The 15,716-nt window shown below is 60.7% G+C and carries 17 protein-coding genes; 7 read left to right on the plus strand and 10 right to left on the minus strand.

Annotated features, from left to right (window positions below; all coding sequences use genetic code 11):
* Positions 1-24: 24 nt before the first annotated feature.
* Positions 25-468, minus strand: coding sequence for a PaaI family thioesterase (locus ACR3EL_RS08370; RefSeq protein ID WP_093962028.1), 444 nt, complete (start codon positions 466-468; stop codon positions 25-27).
* Between the two features lie 58 nt (positions 469-526).
* Here ACR3EL_RS08370 and ACR3EL_RS08375 point away from each other — a divergent pair, with 58 nt between their 5' ends.
* From ACR3EL_RS08375 to gluQRS, 4 genes are all read left to right on the plus strand, one after another.
* Positions 527-1,312, plus strand: a complete 786-nt coding sequence (locus ACR3EL_RS08375) for an enoyl-CoA hydratase (RefSeq protein ID WP_170338659.1) — start codon at positions 527-529, stop codon at positions 1,310-1,312.
* 274 nt (positions 1,313-1,586) lie between these two features.
* Positions 1,587-2,927 (plus strand): methylenetetrahydrofolate--tRNA-(uracil(54)-C(5))-methyltransferase (FADH(2)-oxidizing) TrmFO, encoded by a 1,341-nt coding sequence (trmFO, locus tag ACR3EL_RS08380; protein ID WP_480721170.1) that lies wholly within the window; start codon positions 1,587-1,589, stop codon positions 2,925-2,927.
* A 37-nt stretch (positions 2,928-2,964) separates the two neighbouring features.
* Positions 2,965-3,579 carry a class I SAM-dependent DNA methyltransferase gene (locus tag ACR3EL_RS08385; RefSeq protein WP_170338662.1) on the plus strand — a complete coding sequence of 205 codons (615 nt, stop codon included), beginning with the start codon at positions 2,965-2,967 and terminating at the stop codon, positions 3,577-3,579.
* Complete coding sequence (gluQRS, locus tag ACR3EL_RS08390) at positions 3,576-4,454, plus strand: tRNA glutamyl-Q(34) synthetase GluQRS (RefSeq protein WP_480721172.1); 879 nt, start codon at positions 3,576-3,578, stop codon at positions 4,452-4,454. The genes ACR3EL_RS08385 and gluQRS overlap by 4 nt, the downstream gene beginning before the upstream one ends.
* Positions 4,455-4,469: 15 nt before the next feature.
* Here gluQRS and hisI read toward each other — a convergent pair whose 3' ends face one another.
* Positions 4,470-4,859: a phosphoribosyl-AMP cyclohydrolase gene (hisI, locus tag ACR3EL_RS08395; RefSeq protein WP_480721173.1), complete on the minus strand. Its 390-nt coding sequence runs from the start codon at positions 4,857-4,859 to the stop codon at positions 4,470-4,472.
* 48 nt (positions 4,860-4,907) lie between these two features.
* On the opposite strand from hisI, the gene ACR3EL_RS08400 reads away from it, so the two are divergent.
* Together ACR3EL_RS08400 and ACR3EL_RS08405 are read left to right on the plus strand one after the other, a co-directional pair.
* A complete protein-coding gene (locus ACR3EL_RS08400) occupies positions 4,908-5,360 on the plus strand; it encodes an iron-sulfur cluster assembly scaffold protein (RefSeq protein WP_093962022.1) in 453 nt (150 codons plus the stop codon).
* A gap of 58 nt (positions 5,361-5,418) precedes the next feature.
* The gene (locus ACR3EL_RS08405) at positions 5,419-6,057 is read left to right on the plus strand and encodes a MarC family protein (protein WP_093962021.1); all 639 of its coding nucleotides are present in this window, start codon (positions 5,419-5,421) and stop codon (positions 6,055-6,057) included.
* Positions 6,058-6,243: 186 nt separating this feature from the next.
* Here ACR3EL_RS08405 and ACR3EL_RS08410 read toward each other — a convergent pair whose 3' ends face one another.
* The 5 genes from ACR3EL_RS08410 to sciP all read right to left on the minus strand — a co-directional run bounded on the left by ACR3EL_RS08410 (position 6,244) and on the right by sciP (position 11,907).
* Positions 6,244-6,366 (minus strand): hypothetical protein, encoded by a 123-nt coding sequence (locus tag ACR3EL_RS08410; protein ID WP_260066061.1) that lies wholly within the window; start codon positions 6,364-6,366, stop codon positions 6,244-6,246.
* Positions 6,367-6,476: 110 nt separating this feature from the next.
* A complete protein-coding gene (recG, locus tag ACR3EL_RS08415) occupies positions 6,477-8,567 on the minus strand; it encodes an ATP-dependent DNA helicase RecG (RefSeq protein ID WP_480721174.1) in 2,091 nt (696 codons plus the stop codon).
* Positions 8,564-10,690 carry an NAD-dependent DNA ligase LigA gene (ligA, locus tag ACR3EL_RS08420; protein ID WP_170338671.1) on the minus strand — a complete coding sequence of 709 codons (2,127 nt, stop codon included), beginning with the start codon at positions 10,688-10,690 and terminating at the stop codon, positions 8,564-8,566. Before ligA ends, recG begins: the two co-directional genes overlap by 4 nt.
* A gap of 122 nt (positions 10,691-10,812) precedes the next feature.
* Positions 10,813-11,529: a response regulator transcription factor CtrA gene (gene ctrA, locus ACR3EL_RS08425; RefSeq protein WP_480721177.1), complete on the minus strand. Its 717-nt coding sequence runs from the start codon at positions 11,527-11,529 to the stop codon at positions 10,813-10,815.
* An 84-nt stretch (positions 11,530-11,613) separates the two neighbouring features.
* Positions 11,614-11,907, minus strand: coding sequence for a CtrA inhibitor SciP (gene sciP / locus ACR3EL_RS08430; protein WP_170338674.1), 294 nt, complete (start codon positions 11,905-11,907; stop codon positions 11,614-11,616).
* A 130-nt stretch (positions 11,908-12,037) separates the two neighbouring features.
* Between sciP and mnmA the strand changes: the two genes are divergently transcribed.
* Positions 12,038-13,183 carry a tRNA 2-thiouridine(34) synthase MnmA gene (mnmA, locus tag ACR3EL_RS08435; protein WP_170390053.1) on the plus strand — a complete coding sequence of 382 codons (1,146 nt, stop codon included), beginning with the start codon at positions 12,038-12,040 and terminating at the stop codon, positions 13,181-13,183.
* Here the strand turns inward: mnmA and ACR3EL_RS08440 are convergent.
* The 3 genes from ACR3EL_RS08440 to ACR3EL_RS08450 are packed head-to-tail and all read right to left on the minus strand — an operon-like array spanning position 13,177 to position 15,712.
* Positions 13,177-13,761 carry a hypothetical protein gene (locus tag ACR3EL_RS08440; RefSeq protein ID WP_217372046.1) on the minus strand — a complete coding sequence of 195 codons (585 nt, stop codon included), beginning with the start codon at positions 13,759-13,761 and terminating at the stop codon, positions 13,177-13,179. The two genes, mnmA and ACR3EL_RS08440, sit on opposite strands and share 7 nt — an antisense overlap.
* Positions 13,761-14,918 carry a lipid-A-disaccharide synthase gene (gene lpxB / locus ACR3EL_RS08445; protein WP_170459178.1) on the minus strand — a complete coding sequence of 386 codons (1,158 nt, stop codon included), beginning with the start codon at positions 14,916-14,918 and terminating at the stop codon, positions 13,761-13,763. Before lpxB ends, ACR3EL_RS08440 begins: the two co-directional genes overlap by 1 nt.
* On the minus strand, positions 14,918-15,712 hold the full coding sequence (locus tag ACR3EL_RS08450) for an LpxI family protein (RefSeq protein ID WP_170338683.1): 795 nt from the start codon (positions 15,710-15,712) through the stop codon (positions 14,918-14,920). The genes lpxB and ACR3EL_RS08450 overlap by 1 nt, the downstream gene beginning before the upstream one ends.
* Between the last annotated feature and the right edge of the window lie 4 nt (positions 15,713-15,716).

Here is a 15,716-nt window from a genome sequence, read left to right on the forward strand (position 1 = left end):
CCGGGGCTTGTCCCCGGCATTTTTTTATCCGAACGCAGCTGCGGCGGAGCCGGCAGGTGGCAGCGAGTAGGTCATGCTTGCGCGCGCCACCGGCGCCTCCTGCCCTTCCGAGTACATCAGGACGTCGCCAACAGCCAGCGTACGCCCCAGTTTCAGCAACCTGCACTCGGCAATCATGTCGGCTCCACCGGCAGGTTTGCGCAGAAAATCCATGGAACTGCTGGTGGTCACGGCCAGGGATTGACGACCCTTTCGCGCCAGAACCATTGAATAGACACAGACATCGGCCAGGGCGAACATCGAAGGTCCGGACACAGTTCCGCCCGGACGCAGATGCCGATCTTCGACAACGAGGCGCATGCGGATCGAGTCGTCGGTCAGATCCATGACGACGAAATCCTTGTGCACCTGCGGGAAGACCTGCGCCAGATATTCCGTCAGCTCTTCCTTGTTCATTGCCAATGACATGCTTCCCCTCCTCGATTTGCCGACCTAAAGTTGGCCCCACAGCCGGCAGGAGGGCAAGATGGCAATTTTGGAACGTAACGACACGGGCGCGATCGCTCATCTGAAAATGAATACGCCCGAGCGGCTGAATGCGCTGAGCGACGAAATGCTGGAGGCACTGCAATCTGAATTGGATACGCTGCGCGATGATCGCACGATCCGCGCTGTAATACTGTCAGGGGCAGGCAAGGCGTTTTGTGCCGGTCATGACCTCAAGCAGATGACCGCGGGCCGGCAGGCTGAAGATGGAGGCAAGGCCTACTTCACCGAACTGTTCAATCGCTGCGCCCGAATGATGATGTCGATCCAATCCCTGCCCCAACCGGTGATCGCGCAGGTCCATGGCATTGCAACGGCCGCCGGCTGCCAACTGGTGGCGACCTGCGATCTGGCCGTGGCGGCCGAAGGAACGCGATTCGGCGTCAATGGCGTGAACATCGGTCTCTTCTGCTCGACGCCGATGGTGGCGCTGAGCCGCAACATTCCGCGCAAACTAGCGTTTGAGATGCTGACCACCGGTGATTTCATACCAGCGGAGCGGGCCGCCGAGCTGGGCCTGGTCAATCGTGTCGTTCCGGAAACGCTGCTGGAGCATGAAACCCTGTCGTTGGCCGAGCAGTTGGCGTCCAAACTGGGCGCGGCGGTAAAGATCGGGAAACAGGCGTTTTATCAGCAACTTCAGATGCCTTTGGATCAGGCATATGCCTATACCGGCGGCGTAATGGCCGAAAATATGCTGCACCGGGATACCGAGGAAGGTATTTCCGCATTTATCGAAAAACGCTCACCAAATTGGACCCAATGACGCAATTGTTATGGCTAAAATTATCGACTGTTCGCATTTTTGCACTTTTCAAAAGGGCATCTCTGTGGCAAAGCTGGGACAGGGCTGAGGCCTTCACTATCTTTTGGGTCGCCGTGGGCGGAAGGTCCCTCCAAGCTGGTTTCTCTCACCGGCGCAGACATTCCCGCAGCGGCGACCCCAAGACTTCCCAATAAAATCATAGCGTTGCTGCCTTGTTGGCAGCAGTTTTCGTTGGCCGTTGCACGCGCGGGCCACCTGCCCTATTTGGACGCACATGACACAGAAATTGCATATCGTTGGCGGCGGCATGGCCGGATCCGAGGCCGCATGGCAGGCCGCCGAAATGGGCGTGGACGTCGTGATTCACGAAATGCGCCCCAAAGTGGGCACTTTTGCGCATCAAACCGGCAACCTGGGCGAGATGGTCTGTTCCAATTCGTTCCGGTCTGATGATGACGAGCAGAATGCCGTTGGTTTGCTGCACTGGGAAATGCGCGCGGCCAATGGGTTGATCATGACCACCGCTGACGCCCACCGACTTCCTGCGGGCGGCGCTCTTGCCGTAGACCGTGAACCTTTTGCCGAAACGGTGACCGCCAAGCTGAAGACGCACCCACGCGTCACCGTCACCGGTGAGGAAGTCACCACGCTTCCGGACGATGGACTTTGGATTTTTGCCACCGGTCCGCTGACCTCGCCAGCGTTGGGCGCAGCGATCCAGCGCGAGACCGGGGCCGAAGCACTGGCCTTTTTCGACGCGATCGCCCCGATCGTCTACGCTGACACGATCGACATGAGCAAGGCGTGGATGCAGTCGCGCTATGACAAAGGTGAGACCGAGGAAGAGCGTACCGCCTATCTGAACTGCCCGATGGACCGTGACCAGTACGAGGCTTTCATCGACGCGCTGCTGGCCGCTGACAAGACCGAGTTCCACGAAGGTGAAACAGCTGGCTATTTCGATGGCTGCCTGCCGATCGAGGTGATGGCCGAGCGTGGGCGCGAGACCCTCCGCCACGGGCCCATGAAACCGGTGGGCCTAACCAATCCGCATCAGCCGGACGTAAAGCCCCATGCCGTGGTTCAACTGCGCCGCGACAACGCTTTGGGCACGCTGTTCAACATCGTTGGGTTCCAGACCAAGATGAAATACGGCGCCCAGACCGAGGTGTTCCGGATGATCCCGGGGCTCGAGAATGCCAGTTTTGCCCGACTGGGCGGCATCCATCGCAACACCTTCATCAACTCGCCCACCTTGCTGGATGCGCAGATGCGCCTGAAATCCAAGCCAAACATCCGATTTGCCGGGCAGATCACCGGGGTTGAAGGATATGTCGAGAGCGCCGCGATGGGCCTGCTGGCCGGACGTCTGGCGGCTGCCGAGATTCTGGGCCACCCCCTGCCCCCGGTTCCGCAGGACAGCGCCATGGGCGCGCTGATCCACCACATCACCGGCGGCGCAGAGGCCAAGACCTTTCAGCCTATGAACGTGAATTTTGGTTTGTTCCGACCGGTCGACGGGTTGAAAGGCGGACGGCGCGGCCGCAAGGATCGCTACAAAGCCTATACCGATCGCGCCAAGGAGGCATGGCAGCAGTGGCTGACGCAAAGCTGACTGGACGCAGACCGGGCCACGCGCCTAAACTGACGGCATGAGCGAGAAGTTCCTCAAAAACACATATGATCTGAACACGCCGCAGGAAACCCAGGCGCATTACCAGAAATGGGCGGCCTCTTACGAAGATGAGGTGGCCGAGCACGGGTATGCCACGCCGGGCCGCGTGGCCGAGGCGTTGTGGTCCAAGTTGCCGCAACCGGACACACCTATCCTTGACTATGGCTGCGGGACCGGGTTGTCCGGTGTCGCCTTGCACAAGGTCGGATACCGGGCAATCGACGGCGTCGATCCGACACCCGAGATGCTGAAAGGTGCTGCTGCCAAGGGCGTCTACCGCAACCTTGCTGCCATCGACATCACCGATCCCAACCCGTTGGAGACGGGGGCATACAAGGCAATCGCCGCGATCGGAGTGATCGGCGCCGGCGCCGCGCCGCCCCAGACATTCGACATGCTTATGAAAGTCTTGCCAAAGAGTGGCCTGCTGGCGTTTTCGTTCAACGACCATACATTGGACGACCCCGGCTATACCGGGCGCCTGAACGAATGGCTGGACATGGGAGCGGCGCGCCTTCTGTTTCGCGAACACGGACCGCACTTGCCAGGGCTGGACTTGAAATCCGACGTATATATCGTTGAAAAGACGTGAAATTCACCACAAGATTTGCCCCATCTCCAACCGGGCCATTGCATCTTGGTCATGCGTATTCTGCATTGCTGGCGTATGGCCTCGCTGCCCGAAACTCCGGCACGTTCCTGCTGCGGATCGAGGATATCGATCAGTCCCGGGCGCGTCGGCATTGGGAGGATCAGATCTATGACGATCTGACGTGGTTGGGTTTGACGTGGCCTCGCCCTGTGTTGCGGCAATCCGATCGTATGCCGCTCTATCGGCGGGCCTTGAACCGGCTGTGGTCCCAAGGGCTGCTATATCCGTGCACCTGCAATCGCAAGGATATCGCGGCCGCCGCCAGTGCGCCGCAGGAAGGGTATCCTCTGCACGGACCTGACGGCGTCATATATCCCGGAACATGCCGTGAAAAATGGACATATCAGGTGCAGTCCGCGATCCCGGAGGATGTGGCCCTGCGTCTCAATATGTCCGAAGCGCTGCGCCGGATCGCGAGGGACGCCACCGGGTTGAGGTTTCACGAGACCGGGTCCGGTCCGGATGGCGCGACTGGCTGGATAGAATTGTCGGACGAACAGATGCTGCACGGCGTCGGCGATGTCGTCCTCGCCCGGCGGGGTATGGGCACGTCCTATCACCTGTCAGTCGTTCTGGATGATGCCGCCCAGAACATCTCACATGTGGTTCGCGGTCAGGATCTGTTTGACGCAACCGGGATTCACGTGGTGCTGCAGCGCTTGTTGGGGTTGGAGACGCCCACCTATCACCATCACCTACTGATCCGGGACGAAACGGGAAAACGGCTGGCCAAGCGAGACGACGCCAGGGCGATTGCGAAATATCGGGCCGAAGGAGCGACGCCGGAAGACGTCCGCGCAATGGTCGGTCTTTAGGCCCGCTAGGCGCCGTCAAACCATCGGCGACATCAATTCGACCTCTTCCCCGTCCCGGACGGCGGTGTAGAAGCAGCTTTGGCGGTTTGTGTGGCAAGCGGGGCCGCTTTGTCGTACCAGAACCAACAGGCAGTCTCGATCGCAATCGACGCGAAAATCCACCAACTCTTGTACGTGGCCCGAGCTTTCTCCCTTGACCCAGAAGGACTGGCGCGAGCGCGACCAATAGGTGACGCGCCCGGTTTCCAGCGACTTTCGGATCGCCTCGGCGTTCATCCAGGCCATCATGAGAACCTCGCCGGTGCTCTCCTCTTGCGCGATGGCCGGGACCAACCCAGCCTCATTGAATTTGAGTGTAGACGGGTCGAACGTAGCAGAGCGCGACATCGCAAAAACCTTTTGCATCCCAGAACATGGCCACTATGTATGGGGAACAGCCACCGAGGGAAACCCATGTCCGGCGAAACCGACCTGATCAAGCTCTACTCCGGGCGCATTTTGGCGCTGGCGGCCGACATTCCGCACCTGCAGCGGTTGGAAGATCCGGATGCGACCGTCAAGAAACGGTCGCCCTTGTGCGGCTCGACGGTTGCCGTGGACATCAAAGTACGGGACGGTCGGATTACCGAGTTTGGCCAGGACGTGAAAGCCTGCGCACTGGGTCAGGCCGCAGCGGCAGTAGTCGGTGCATCGGTCATCGGGGCAACCCGCCCCCAAATCGAAACCGCGCGCGACCAGTTGGCGGCCATGCTCAAGAGTGATGGCCCGACCCCGGATGCGCCGTTTGACGAGTTGGAAGTTCTGCGGCCCGCCCGCGATTACAAGAACCGGCACGCGTCGATCATGCTTGCGCTGGACGCCACCGCCGAGGCTTTCGAGAAGGCCGAACAAGCCAACTGCGCCTGAACATGGTCTTTTGAATCGAAGGCGGCTAACCTCCTGACCAATTTGACGGAGAAGCCAATTGAACAACCTTCTGGAACATTTTGTAACCTTGTGGGTCGTCATCGACCCGATCGGAACCATCCCGGTTTTCATTGCCGTCACTGCGGGTATCGAAGCCGCCGCGCGCCGGCGCACTGCCTTGCTGGCCGCACTGATCAGCGCCGGCATCCTTCTGTTCTTTCTGGTCTTTGGACAATTGCTGATCGAGGCGCTGGATATCGGCCTCAACTCGTTTCAGGTCGCCGGCGGGATCATCCTGTTCCTGTTCGCGCTGACGATGATTTTTGGTGAAAGCAAACAGGAAATCGAACAGCGCCAGGCCGAAGAAGACATGGAAGACAAGCTGCACAGGCACAACCCGGCGATCTTCCCCTTGGCGGTCCCGTCATTGGCCTCACCCGGTGCTATGCTGGCCATCGTCATTCTGACGGACAACCACCGCTACAGCGTGGCGGATCAGGGCATTACTGCGCTGGTCATGCTGTCCGTGCTGGCCTGCGCCTTTGTGTTGATGCTACTGGCCGAGCCAATCATCCGGCTGATCGGTCATTCGGGGGCGGCAATCATCAGCCGGGTCATGGGAATGATTCTGGCCTCGGTGGCCGTCAACTCGGTCCTGTCAGCCCTGCTTGAGATCTTCAAAACCGGTCAATTGTAAAAAAACCGCCGCTCCTTCCGGGCGGAAAGGGCGGCGGCAGTCAATGCGTTTCTCGCGTGGGGTCCGGATTACCGCGTGGGGCCGAGGCACGGCCCCTTCAAGGGGTTTGGGACAGGCAGGTCACCCTTGACTGAAATGGGGATGACATACGCGGGTTGATCGGCACGAGATCGCAGGCAGAAAGGCTTAGAACCCGACGGGCAAGTGAAGCGCCACCATCAGCATGACAACCAGCGAAGCTACGCCGGCTGCATCCTGCAAAAGCGTGGCTTGCGAACGGCTGAAAGCGCTTTTGATCTGGGTCAGCATGTTTCACCTCCGGTCGGGAATTAATCCTTTGTTGACCTTTTGTTCTCATATTTCCGGGGATCAGTAAAGAACTTTATGAGAACATTTGTGAACTTTTTGCGCGCAACCCGCTAACCCACTGAAATCAAACGGATGGCCTGATCCTGTTTCATCAACCAAAGAAGAACACGCGCGGCCTGACCTCGTTCCGAGGTCAATTTCGGGTCCGAAGCCAGCAGCGCACGCGCGTCAGATTGTGCAACAGCCATAAGTCCAGCCTGCCGTTCTAGGTCGGCAATCTGGAACCGGGGAAGACCGGATTGAGCGGTCCCGATCAGGTCCCCTGCCCCGCGCATCTCGAGGTCCGTTTCGGCAATTCTGAATCCATCTTCGGTTTCCCGCAGAACTTCCAGCCGTCTTCGGCCCCCTTCGCTGAGCGGCGCTTGATACATCAACAGACAGGTTGACGCGTCATGCCCGCGTCCGACCCGACCGCGTAGCTGGTGCAACTGGGCCAGCCCGAAGATTTCCGCCCGCTCAATGACCATGATCGTGGCGTTGGGGACGTTTACTCCCACCTCAATGACCGTCGTCGCAACCAAAACCTTGGTCCGCCCGTCCTGAAAGGCGGCCATTGCCGCATCTTTCTCGGCCGGGGGCATCTGTCCGTGCACAAGGCCGACGATTCCGTCACCCAGCTGGGCCCGCAAGTGTTTGAACCGTTCCTCGGCCGCGGTGAGGTCGGAGACCTCGGATTCGTCGACCAGTGGACAGACCCAATAACACTGCTTTCCGTCTTCGATCGCGCGGCGCAGATGATCGACCACCTCCTCCATGCGCGAAGTGCTGACAATCGCAGTTTTGACCGGTTTCCGTCCCGGCGGTTTCTCATCCAGGACCGAGACGTCCATATCCCCATATTGTGCAAGCGCAAGGCTGCGTGGGATCGGTGTGGCTGTCATGACCAGAACATCGGCCCCCTGTCCCTTCTCAGAGAGCTCCATCCGCTGGCGGACACCGAACCTGTGCTGTTCGTCGACAATCGCCAGACGCAAGTCATGGAATGCCACATCGTTCTGGAAAACCGCGTGAGTGCCCACCAGAATTTGGATGTCACCCGCCTTGAGCGCGGCCAGCTTCGCCTTGCGCTCGGACCCCTTGTCCCGTCCCGTCAGGATTTCGAGAACCACGCCGGTGTCCTCGGCCAGGGGGCGAAGGCCCTCCAGGTGCTGGCGCGCGAGGATCTCGGTCGGAGCCATCATGACACCCTGACCACCGGCCTCTACCGCAACCAGAAGCGCCATGAACGCAACCAGTGTCTTGCCGGATCCGACGTCCCCCTGCAGCAGGCGGTTCATTCGGGTCGGAGCGCCCATGTCCTCGGTTATCTCTCGTATCGCACGCAACTGCGCCCCAGTGGGTTTGTACGGAAGCGCATCCAGTACACGGGTCTGCAACGCCCCGGTCGCGACACTTACGGTTCCACGAGTTTTGCGTTCCCGCAGGCGGGCCAGAGCCAGAGTCAGTTGGTGGGCGAACAGTTCGTCATAGGCCAGGCGTTCGCGCGCGGGAGCAAAGGCTGCCACGTCATCGGCACCTTGCGGTGTGTGGGCCGCCCGGACTGCATCGGCCCAGGTCGGCCAGGTTTGGCGGGCAACCTGTGCAGGATCCGCCCATTCCGCCAAATCTGGCAGGCGTGCCAGCGCGCTTTGCGCCGCCTTGTAGGCCGTCTTTTGGGTGACACCTTGGGTAAGGTGGTAGACCGGTTCAAACTCGGGGATGCTGTGGGCCTGCTCGACCGGCAGAATGTGGTCCGGGTGAACCATTTGCGCTGTACCGTCAAACAGTTCGAGCTTGCCGGACACCACCCGTCTCGCCCCCTCGGGCAGGACCTTTTTCAGGTAGTCGGCCCGGGCGTGAAAGAAGACCAGCTGGAAATCGGTCTGACTGTCCTGCACGAAAATCCGATAGGCTCCGCCCCTGTTGTGCGCCGGGCGGTGGGCGCCGACGGTGACTTCCACCGTGAGTGTTTTGGGCAGATCGACGCCCCGGATCGTATCACGCCGCCGCCGGTCAACTACTGCATATGGCAATGCAAACAGCAGATCACGCGGCGTTTCCAGCCCGGTCTGCGCCAGCAGGCGTGCGGTCTTGGGACCGATACCATCCAGCCTCTCGAGCCCTGCAAAAAGCGGGAACAGTTGCTCTGGACGGCCGCTCATGCGTCCCCGATCAACTGCAGCCAGCTGTCTTCATCCAAGGTTTCGACCCCCAGCTCTGCCGCCTTCTTGGCCTTGGAACCTGCGCCGGGGCCGGCCACCAGATAGTCCGTTTTTGCGCTGACTGAGCCAGCCACTTTGGCCCCCAAGGCTTCCGCGCGGGCCTTTGCTTCGGCCCGGGTCATTTTTTCGAGCGTACCCGTAAAGACAACCGTTTTTCCCGCGACTGGGCTGCCCGATGTATCCGGCCGTTTGGCCTCTTGTACGTTCAGTTGGGCGACCAGCGCATCGATGCTTTGGCGCTCTGCGTCCTGAGCAAATGTCGAAACCAGGGTCCGGGCCATGACTTCACCGACGCCGTCGATATTCAGCAGTTCATCCCATTCGGGTCCGCTGAATTGGCTGGCAGCCGTGACAGCCTGCTCGAACGCGTCCCACGTGCCGTAGTGATTGGCGATCAGGTTCGAGGCGGCTTCACCAAGGTGTCGAATACCCAGCGCAAACAGAAGGCGGCCCAGCGGAATTGTCCGCTTTTCCTCGATCGCGGCAAAGAGTTTTGCGGCGCTCTGACTGCCCCAGCCTTTTCGGTTGGCCAGCTTGTTCAGATTTGCAGCGTCCCGCTTTTGCAATGTGAAAATGTCTGCCGGCGTACGGATCGGCAGATCCGGGTCGTTGTAGAACATTTCGATCTGCTTGGCCCCCAACCCATCGATGTCAAACGCCTTGCGGGAAACGAAGTGCTTCAGTTTCTCGACCGCTTGCGCCGGGCAGATCACCCCTCCGGTACAGCGGCGCACCGAGTCGCCTTCCTCGCGGATCGCGTCGCTGCCGCATTCCGGACATTTCGTCGGAAACTCAAACGGGACAGCTTGTTCCGGCCTTTTGCTCAGGTCGACGTCGGCTATTTTGGGGATCACATCGCCGGCGCGGTACACCTGCACCCAATCGCCAACACGGATATCTTTACCGTCGCGGATCTGCTCGCCTTTCGAATCCCGGCCGGCGATGTAGTCTTCGTTGTGCAAGGTTGCATTGGACACGACCACACCGCCAACCGTCACCGGGTGCAGCCGCGCAACCGGGCTAAGCGCGCCGGTGCGGCCAACTTGAATGTCAATCGCCTCAAGCCGGGTCCAGGCGAGTTCGGCAGGAAATTTATGAGCGATCGCCCATCTTGGTGTGGTCGAGCGAAACCCAAGACGGGCCTGCAACGACAAATCGTTCACTTTGTAGACGACGCCGTCGATGTCATAGCCAAGCGTAGAGCGCTGCTCTTCGATTGCGCGGTAGTGCTCCAGCATTTGCGCGGTCGAGCTGCAAACGGCAGTCAGGTCGTTGGTGGAAAAGCCAAAGGACTTCAACCGATCCAACGCAGATGACTGAGTGGTTCCCAACGGCTCGGACACTTCGCCCCAGGCATAGGCGAAGAACCGCAGGGGTCTTGCGCGCGTAACTTCTGGGTCAAGCTGGCGTAGCGAACCGGCGGCCGCATTTCTCGGATTCGCAAACAACTTCGCCCCCGCCTCTGCCTGCTTGGCATTCAGCTTCTCGAAATCGTCATGAGACATATAGACTTCGCCGCGAACCTCCAGGATCCCGGGCGCGTCGGCGATCTTTTGAGGGATATCTGAAACGGTCAACGCATTGGCCGTGACGTTTTCGCCGACCTCACCATCGCCCCGTGTTGCCGCCTGCACCAGTTCGCCGTCCTCGTAACGCAGAGACAGCGACAAACCGTCGATCTTTGGTTCGGCCGTGAATTCGAGGGGCGCCTCTTCGCTCAGCCCAAGATAGTTTCGTACGGACCGAACAAAGTCTGCTACGTCCTCATCGTCGAATGCGTTTCCAAGCGACATCATGCGGACCGCATGGGTCACTTTACCGAAACCGTCCACCGGTCGCGCACCAACCTGATCGCTGGGGCTGTCGGGGCGCTTTAGCTGCGGGAACCGCGACTCGATTTCGAGATTCCGAAGTTTCAGGGCATCGTATTCGGCATCCGAGATCTCGGGCGCGTCCTGGCCGTGATACAGGTCGTTGGCCTGCTGCAAGAGTTCCGCAAGGCGTGCCAATTCCTCTCGAGCCTGGTCCTCGGTCAGATCTTCTACTGCAATCGAATTGCTCATGGCCTCGCCCTGTCACATCGTCTTGGACCCCAGTGATAGGGCGAGGTCATGGTCAGGTCCAGATGTGCTGAGCCGTGAGTGCGAGTGCCACCCTGGACCGCGGTGGCGGATGGGTCAGATTTTCAGGCGCCGACGGCCAAGCGAGTGCTTTCCACCGTGTCCGTCTGGGGGTCGCGCAATACATATCCTCGGCCCCACACCGTTTCGATGTAGTTCTCGCCGCCTGTGGCATTGCTGAGCTTCTTGCGCAGCTTGCAGATGAAAACGTCGATGATCTTGAGTTCCGGCTCGTCCATGCCGCCGTAAAGGTGATTCAGGAACATTTCCTTGGTCAGGGTCGTGCCCTTGCGCAGGCTCAGAAGCTCAAGCATCTGGTATTCCTTGCCGGTCAGATGCACCGCCTGATTGTCAACCTCGACCGTCTTGGCATCCAGATTGACCGCGATTCGTCCGGTTCGGATAATCGATTGCGAATGACCTTTGGATCGGCGGATGATCGCATGGATTCGCGCCACCAACTCCTCGCGGTGGAACGGTTTGGTCAGGTAGTCGTCGGCCCCGAAACCGAAGCCCTTGATCTTGCTTTCAGTGTCGTCGGCTCCGGAAAGGATCAGGATCGGCGTTTCAACCCTTGCAATGCGCAACTGACGCAGGACTTCATGTCCGTTCATGTCCGGCAGGTTCAGGTCAAGCAGGATCAGATCGTAGTCATACAGCTTGGCCAGATCTATGCCTTCCTCGCCCAGGTCCGTCGCATACACGTTCAGGTTGGCATGCGTCAGCATCAGCTCGATGCTTTTGGACGTGGTCGGATCATCCTCGACAAGAAGAATTCGCATTGCACTGCTCCAATTCAGGTCAACTATTCCAGTTCGGGTTAACCCTGATCACAAATGGTTAATCTGACGTTACCGTTGAATCATTTATTCGCTTTCGCCTTTAGGTTGTCTATATTTTTTTAGCGCCGTCACTTTCAAGGCCTCGATTCCGTGTTCGGCGACCGCAGACACCCATGTGTTGAACTCTTCGTCACTCAGGCCGTATCGTTTCTTGGCGTCCGACAAGGAGATCAATCCGTAAAGCACGCCTCGAACGACAATGGCCTTTCTTGATGCGACCCAGCGTTTCGTATCCGCAGGCGGCAAATCCGCTCGGGACAAAACAGACCCATCCGGCAGGGTAACTGACCTTGGTCCCTCAACTTTGTGCAAATACATCTTTTGACCCTTTTTCTGGTGCCACAAAGCTGACGGCAGTCTACTTAATGCGCGGTGAAACCGCCCCTTGAGAGTGCGTAGAATTTTCCTATATTCTGCCGGTCTTTCTTAACCCGGACTGGAACAGCCCATGGCCCTCGACACCGAGACCCCTCTGAACTCGCTTGGCTTTGCCAAACCCCCGTCGGAAACGCGGGTGGTCGTCGCCATGTCGGGCGGTGTCGACAGCTCGGTCGTGGCGGCGTATCTGGCGGATCAGGGTTATGATGTGGTGGGTGTGACGCTGCAGCTCTACGACCACGGAGCGGCGCTGGCCAAGAAGGGCGCGTGCTGTGCCGGGATCGACATCCACGACGCCCGCCGCGTGGCCGAGGAACGCGGCTTTCCGCACTACGTTCTGGATTATGAAAACATCTTCAAGGACGCCGTGATTGACGAGTTCGCCGACAGCTATCTGGCCGGCGCAACTCCGGTGCCCTGCATCCGCTGCAACGAGCGCGTCAAGTTCAAGGACCTGTTGGAAACCGCCAAGGATCTCGAGGCCGACTGCATGGCGACCGGCCATTACATCCAGCGCAAAATGGGTCCCAATGGCCCCGAATTGCACTGCGCCGAGGATGCCAACCGCGACCAGTCCTATTTCCTGTTCTCGACCACGCCCGAGCAGTTGGAGTTCCTGCGCTTCCCGCTGGGGCATCTGCCGTCCAAGGACGCGACCCGCGAGATGGCCGCGCAATACGGGCTGAGCGTAGCCGATAAGCCCGACAGCCAGGACATCTGCTTCGTGCCCAACGGCAACTATGCCAGCGTGATCGAGAAACTGCGCCCCGGCGCGGCCGAACCGGGCGAGATCGTTCACGCCGACGGTCGCGTTCTGGGCCAGCACGACGGCGTAATCCACTACACGATCGGCCAGCGACGCGGTCTTGGCATCGGCGGGCTCAGTGAGCCGCTCTATGTCGTCAAGCTGGACGTGGATCGCAAACAGGTCGTCGTCGGCCCAAAGGAACTGCTGGCCACCCGCACCATTCCCGTGCGCGAGATCAACTGGCTGGGCGATGAGCCCTTCACCTCGCAGAAAGAATGGCATGTTTCGGTCAAGGTCCGCTCGACCCGCCCCCCGCGCGAGGCAATCATCCGCCCGCTGACCGACACCACCGCCGAGGTCGAATTGCTGACGCCCGAGGAAGGTGTCTCGCCCGGTCAGGCCTGCGTGTTCTATGAAACCGGTGGCAGCCGGATCTTTGGCGGCGGCTGGATCTGGCGCGGTTACTGAACCGCGTCGGTCCACGAATTGCTGAGAATATAAAGCCCGGCGCAGATCATGACGTAAGGCACGAGGTACTCCAGCCGTTGCGCCAGGCGCCCCGTCATGATCTGGGCGCGCCCACCGATCAGCCCCACAACCGCAAGGGAGAGCGCGGCCAGACCTGCCCCGAGCACACCTGCCAGCCGGAAATCGGGGGTCGAGTCCGCCAGCAAGGGGGCGAGGACCGCAAACGTGTCCATCGAAAGGCTTGTGAACAACAACATTGTCACAAGCGCCGAGGCGCTGCCCGGCACTGCGGGCGCGTCCTGCGCATTTGTTCCGCGAAGCTGTCGAGCGGCCCCAAAAAGCCCCAAGGCCAGAGGGATGGCGCCGAGGTAGCCCGCCCAGTGCGGCACAACATCTTCGACCCCCAGCGCCAGCAGGAAAGCCGCGCCGATCACAAGCCCCTGTGCCAGCAGGAACCCCAGAACCGCGCGTTGCGGGCCGGTTACGATCATTAGGGCGACCAGCGCCATGAGGTTGTCGAGATTGGTCAGCACCTGCGCCATGAAGGCCGAGGCCGCAAAGACCACATAGTCCAGCATCACGGCGTCATCCGCTCCAACACCGCGCGCGCGGCCCGAAGACCGGGCGCTTCGCCACCGCGGCCGAGACGCTCCATCGTGACGGCCATGGCCTGTTCCTGCGCGTCCGGCGCGGCCGACACGGAGTCAAGCGCGGCGGAAATGGCTTCAGGCGTGCAGTCATCCAGCAGGCATTCCGGCACTGTCCGGGTTTCGGACACCAGGTTGACCAGCGTGACCGTATCCAGCTTGACCATGCGTTCGGCGATCTTCTGGGTCAGCCAGGTCAGTTTATAGGCAATCACCATCGGCGTGGACTGGGCCGCCAGCTCCAATGAGACCGTGCCGGATGCGGCCAGCGCGATCTCGGCGGCGGCAAAGGCCGCACGTTTGCTGGCCACCGCCTGATCCGTGGCGATGTTGCGCGGGTCCACCACGACCGGCTGCCCCGGCCAGGACCGGACATGGGCGGCCACGGTATCGGCCACATGCGCGACCGCCGGAACCACCACTCGCATGTCGGGGCGGTCTTTCAGGTACAGGTCAAGCGCCGCTCCGAATACGGGCGCCAGCCGATCGACCTCACCCCGGCGCGAGCCGGGCAAGGCCAGCAGGATTGGCGCGTCGCCCAGCCCGTGATCGGCGCGGAACTGTGCGATCTGCGCGTCGGTTGCAACCGGCTCGCTGGCCACCGGGTGGCCGACGAAATCGCACTCCATTCCGGCGTTTTCCATATAGGGCGGCTCGAACGGCAGCAGGGCCAGAACATGGTCGATGACCTTGGCCATCTTGTCCGCCCTCTTGGGGCGCCAAGCCCAGACGCTGGGCGCGACGTAGTGCACGGTGCGTATATTGCTGCGCGCCTTGACCTGCTTGGCCACGCGCAGCGAAAAGTCGGGGCTGTCGATAGTAATCAGAACGTCGGGCTGGGTATCAAGAACGGCCTGTGCCGTTTCGGCGATGCGACGTTTGAGATGAAAAAACTTGGGCAGAACCTCGACCAGGCCCATCACGCTGAGCTCGGACATCGGGAAGCGACTGACCAGACCCTGGGCCTGCATCAGCGGCCCGCCAACCCCGTCGAATTCGATATCCGGAACAAGGGTCTTCAACCCCTCCATCAGCGCACCGCCCAGACGGTCGCCCGACGGTTCACCGGCGACCAGAAAAACGCGCATCAGACGGCCCGCTCATGTACGTGCAGGAACAGGCCCAGGCGGTCGCATTCCGCGATCACTTGGGGCCGGTCCAACACGATCACCCCACCCTTTTCGATGACGATGCCGGACAATCCGGCGGCAACGGCGCTGGATACGGTGTCGGGGCCGATGGCAGGCAGATCGGCACGTCGGTCTTGGCCCGGCTTGGGGCCCTTGAACAGAATACCGCCGCCCGCATCCGGGCGCGCGGCCAGCGATTGCAGCATCCAGGCCGTGCCGAAGGCCCCTTCGACTACCAGAACCTGGCCCTTGTGAACCACGCAGGCCTGTCCGATATCCGCAGCCCCCATAGCCCGCAGGACACCCACGGCCCGATTTGCATCGCCCAGCTCCGCCTCGGTCGGCTGGGCCTGGGTCAGACACCCGAGCGGAGGCAACAGGTCCGGCGCAATCTCGTGCGCGGCCCGCACGCGCAGACCGGCGTCCTCCAAAATGCCGATCACCGCCCGCAAGGCTCCGTCGTCGCCCGACATCAACGCCTGCTGTATGATCGGAACCAAGGGCATGGTCTGCGCGTCAATCCGGGCGGGGTTTATTTCTGGCCTGCGAACGGCACCTGCGAGGCATACATCTGTGACGCCGCGCGCTTTGAGCTCGGCGATAAAACTGCCCAACTGCTCCAGCGGGAAGGTCACGTCTGGCGTCAGAGTGTCAGGCTGAAATCCCTCCATCGCGCAAACCAAGGGGCGTTCCGGCAGGTGCGCAACCAGTTCGTCCGGCAAAACCCCTGTTCCCGCGATCAGAGCCAGCATGATC

The sequence above is a fragment of the Ruegeria sp. BJ3 genome, assembly GCF_056535665.1.

Coding starts and splice junctions, on each gene's coding strand:
- ACR3EL_RS08370 (WP_093962028.1), bottom strand. CDS start 468: ATGTCATTGGCAATGAACAAGGAAGAGCTGACGGAATATCTGGCGCAG.
- ACR3EL_RS08375 (WP_170338659.1), top strand. CDS start 527: ATGGCAATTTTGGAACGTAACGACACGGGCGCGATCGCTCATCTGAAA.
- trmFO (WP_480721170.1), top strand. CDS start 1,587: ATGACACAGAAATTGCATATCGTTGGCGGCGGCATGGCCGGATCCGAG.
- ACR3EL_RS08385 (WP_170338662.1), top strand. CDS start 2,965: ATGAGCGAGAAGTTCCTCAAAAACACATATGATCTGAACACGCCGCAG.
- hisI (WP_480721173.1), bottom strand. CDS start 4,859: ATGCAAAAGGTTTTTGCGATGTCGCGCTCTGCTACGTTCGACCCGTCT.
- ACR3EL_RS08400 (WP_093962022.1), top strand. CDS start 4,908: ATGTCCGGCGAAACCGACCTGATCAAGCTCTACTCCGGGCGCATTTTG.
- ACR3EL_RS08410 (WP_260066061.1), bottom strand. CDS start 6,366: ATGCTGACCCAGATCAAAAGCGCTTTCAGCCGTTCGCAAGCCACGCTT.
- recG (WP_480721174.1), bottom strand. CDS start 8,567: ATGAGCGGCCGTCCAGAGCAACTGTTCCCGCTTTTTGCAGGGCTCGAG.
- ligA (WP_170338671.1), bottom strand. CDS start 10,690: ATGAGCAATTCGATTGCAGTAGAAGATCTGACCGAGGACCAGGCTCGA.
- ctrA (WP_480721177.1), bottom strand. CDS start 11,529: ATGCGAATTCTTCTTGTCGAGGATGATCCGACCACGTCCAAAAGCATC.
- sciP (WP_170338674.1), bottom strand. CDS start 11,907: ATGTATTTGCACAAAGTTGAGGGACCAAGGTCAGTTACCCTGCCGGAT.
- mnmA (WP_170390053.1), top strand. CDS start 12,038: ATGGCCCTCGACACCGAGACCCCTCTGAACTCGCTTGGCTTTGCCAAA.
- ACR3EL_RS08440 (WP_217372046.1), bottom strand. CDS start 13,761: ATGCTGGACTATGTGGTCTTTGCGGCCTCGGCCTTCATGGCGCAGGTG.
- lpxB (WP_170459178.1), bottom strand. CDS start 14,918: ATGCGCGTTTTTCTGGTCGCCGGTGAACCGTCGGGCGACCGTCTGGGC.
- ACR3EL_RS08450 (WP_170338683.1), bottom strand. CDS start 15,712: ATGCTGGCTCTGATCGCGGGAACAGGGGTTTTGCCGGACGAACTGGTT.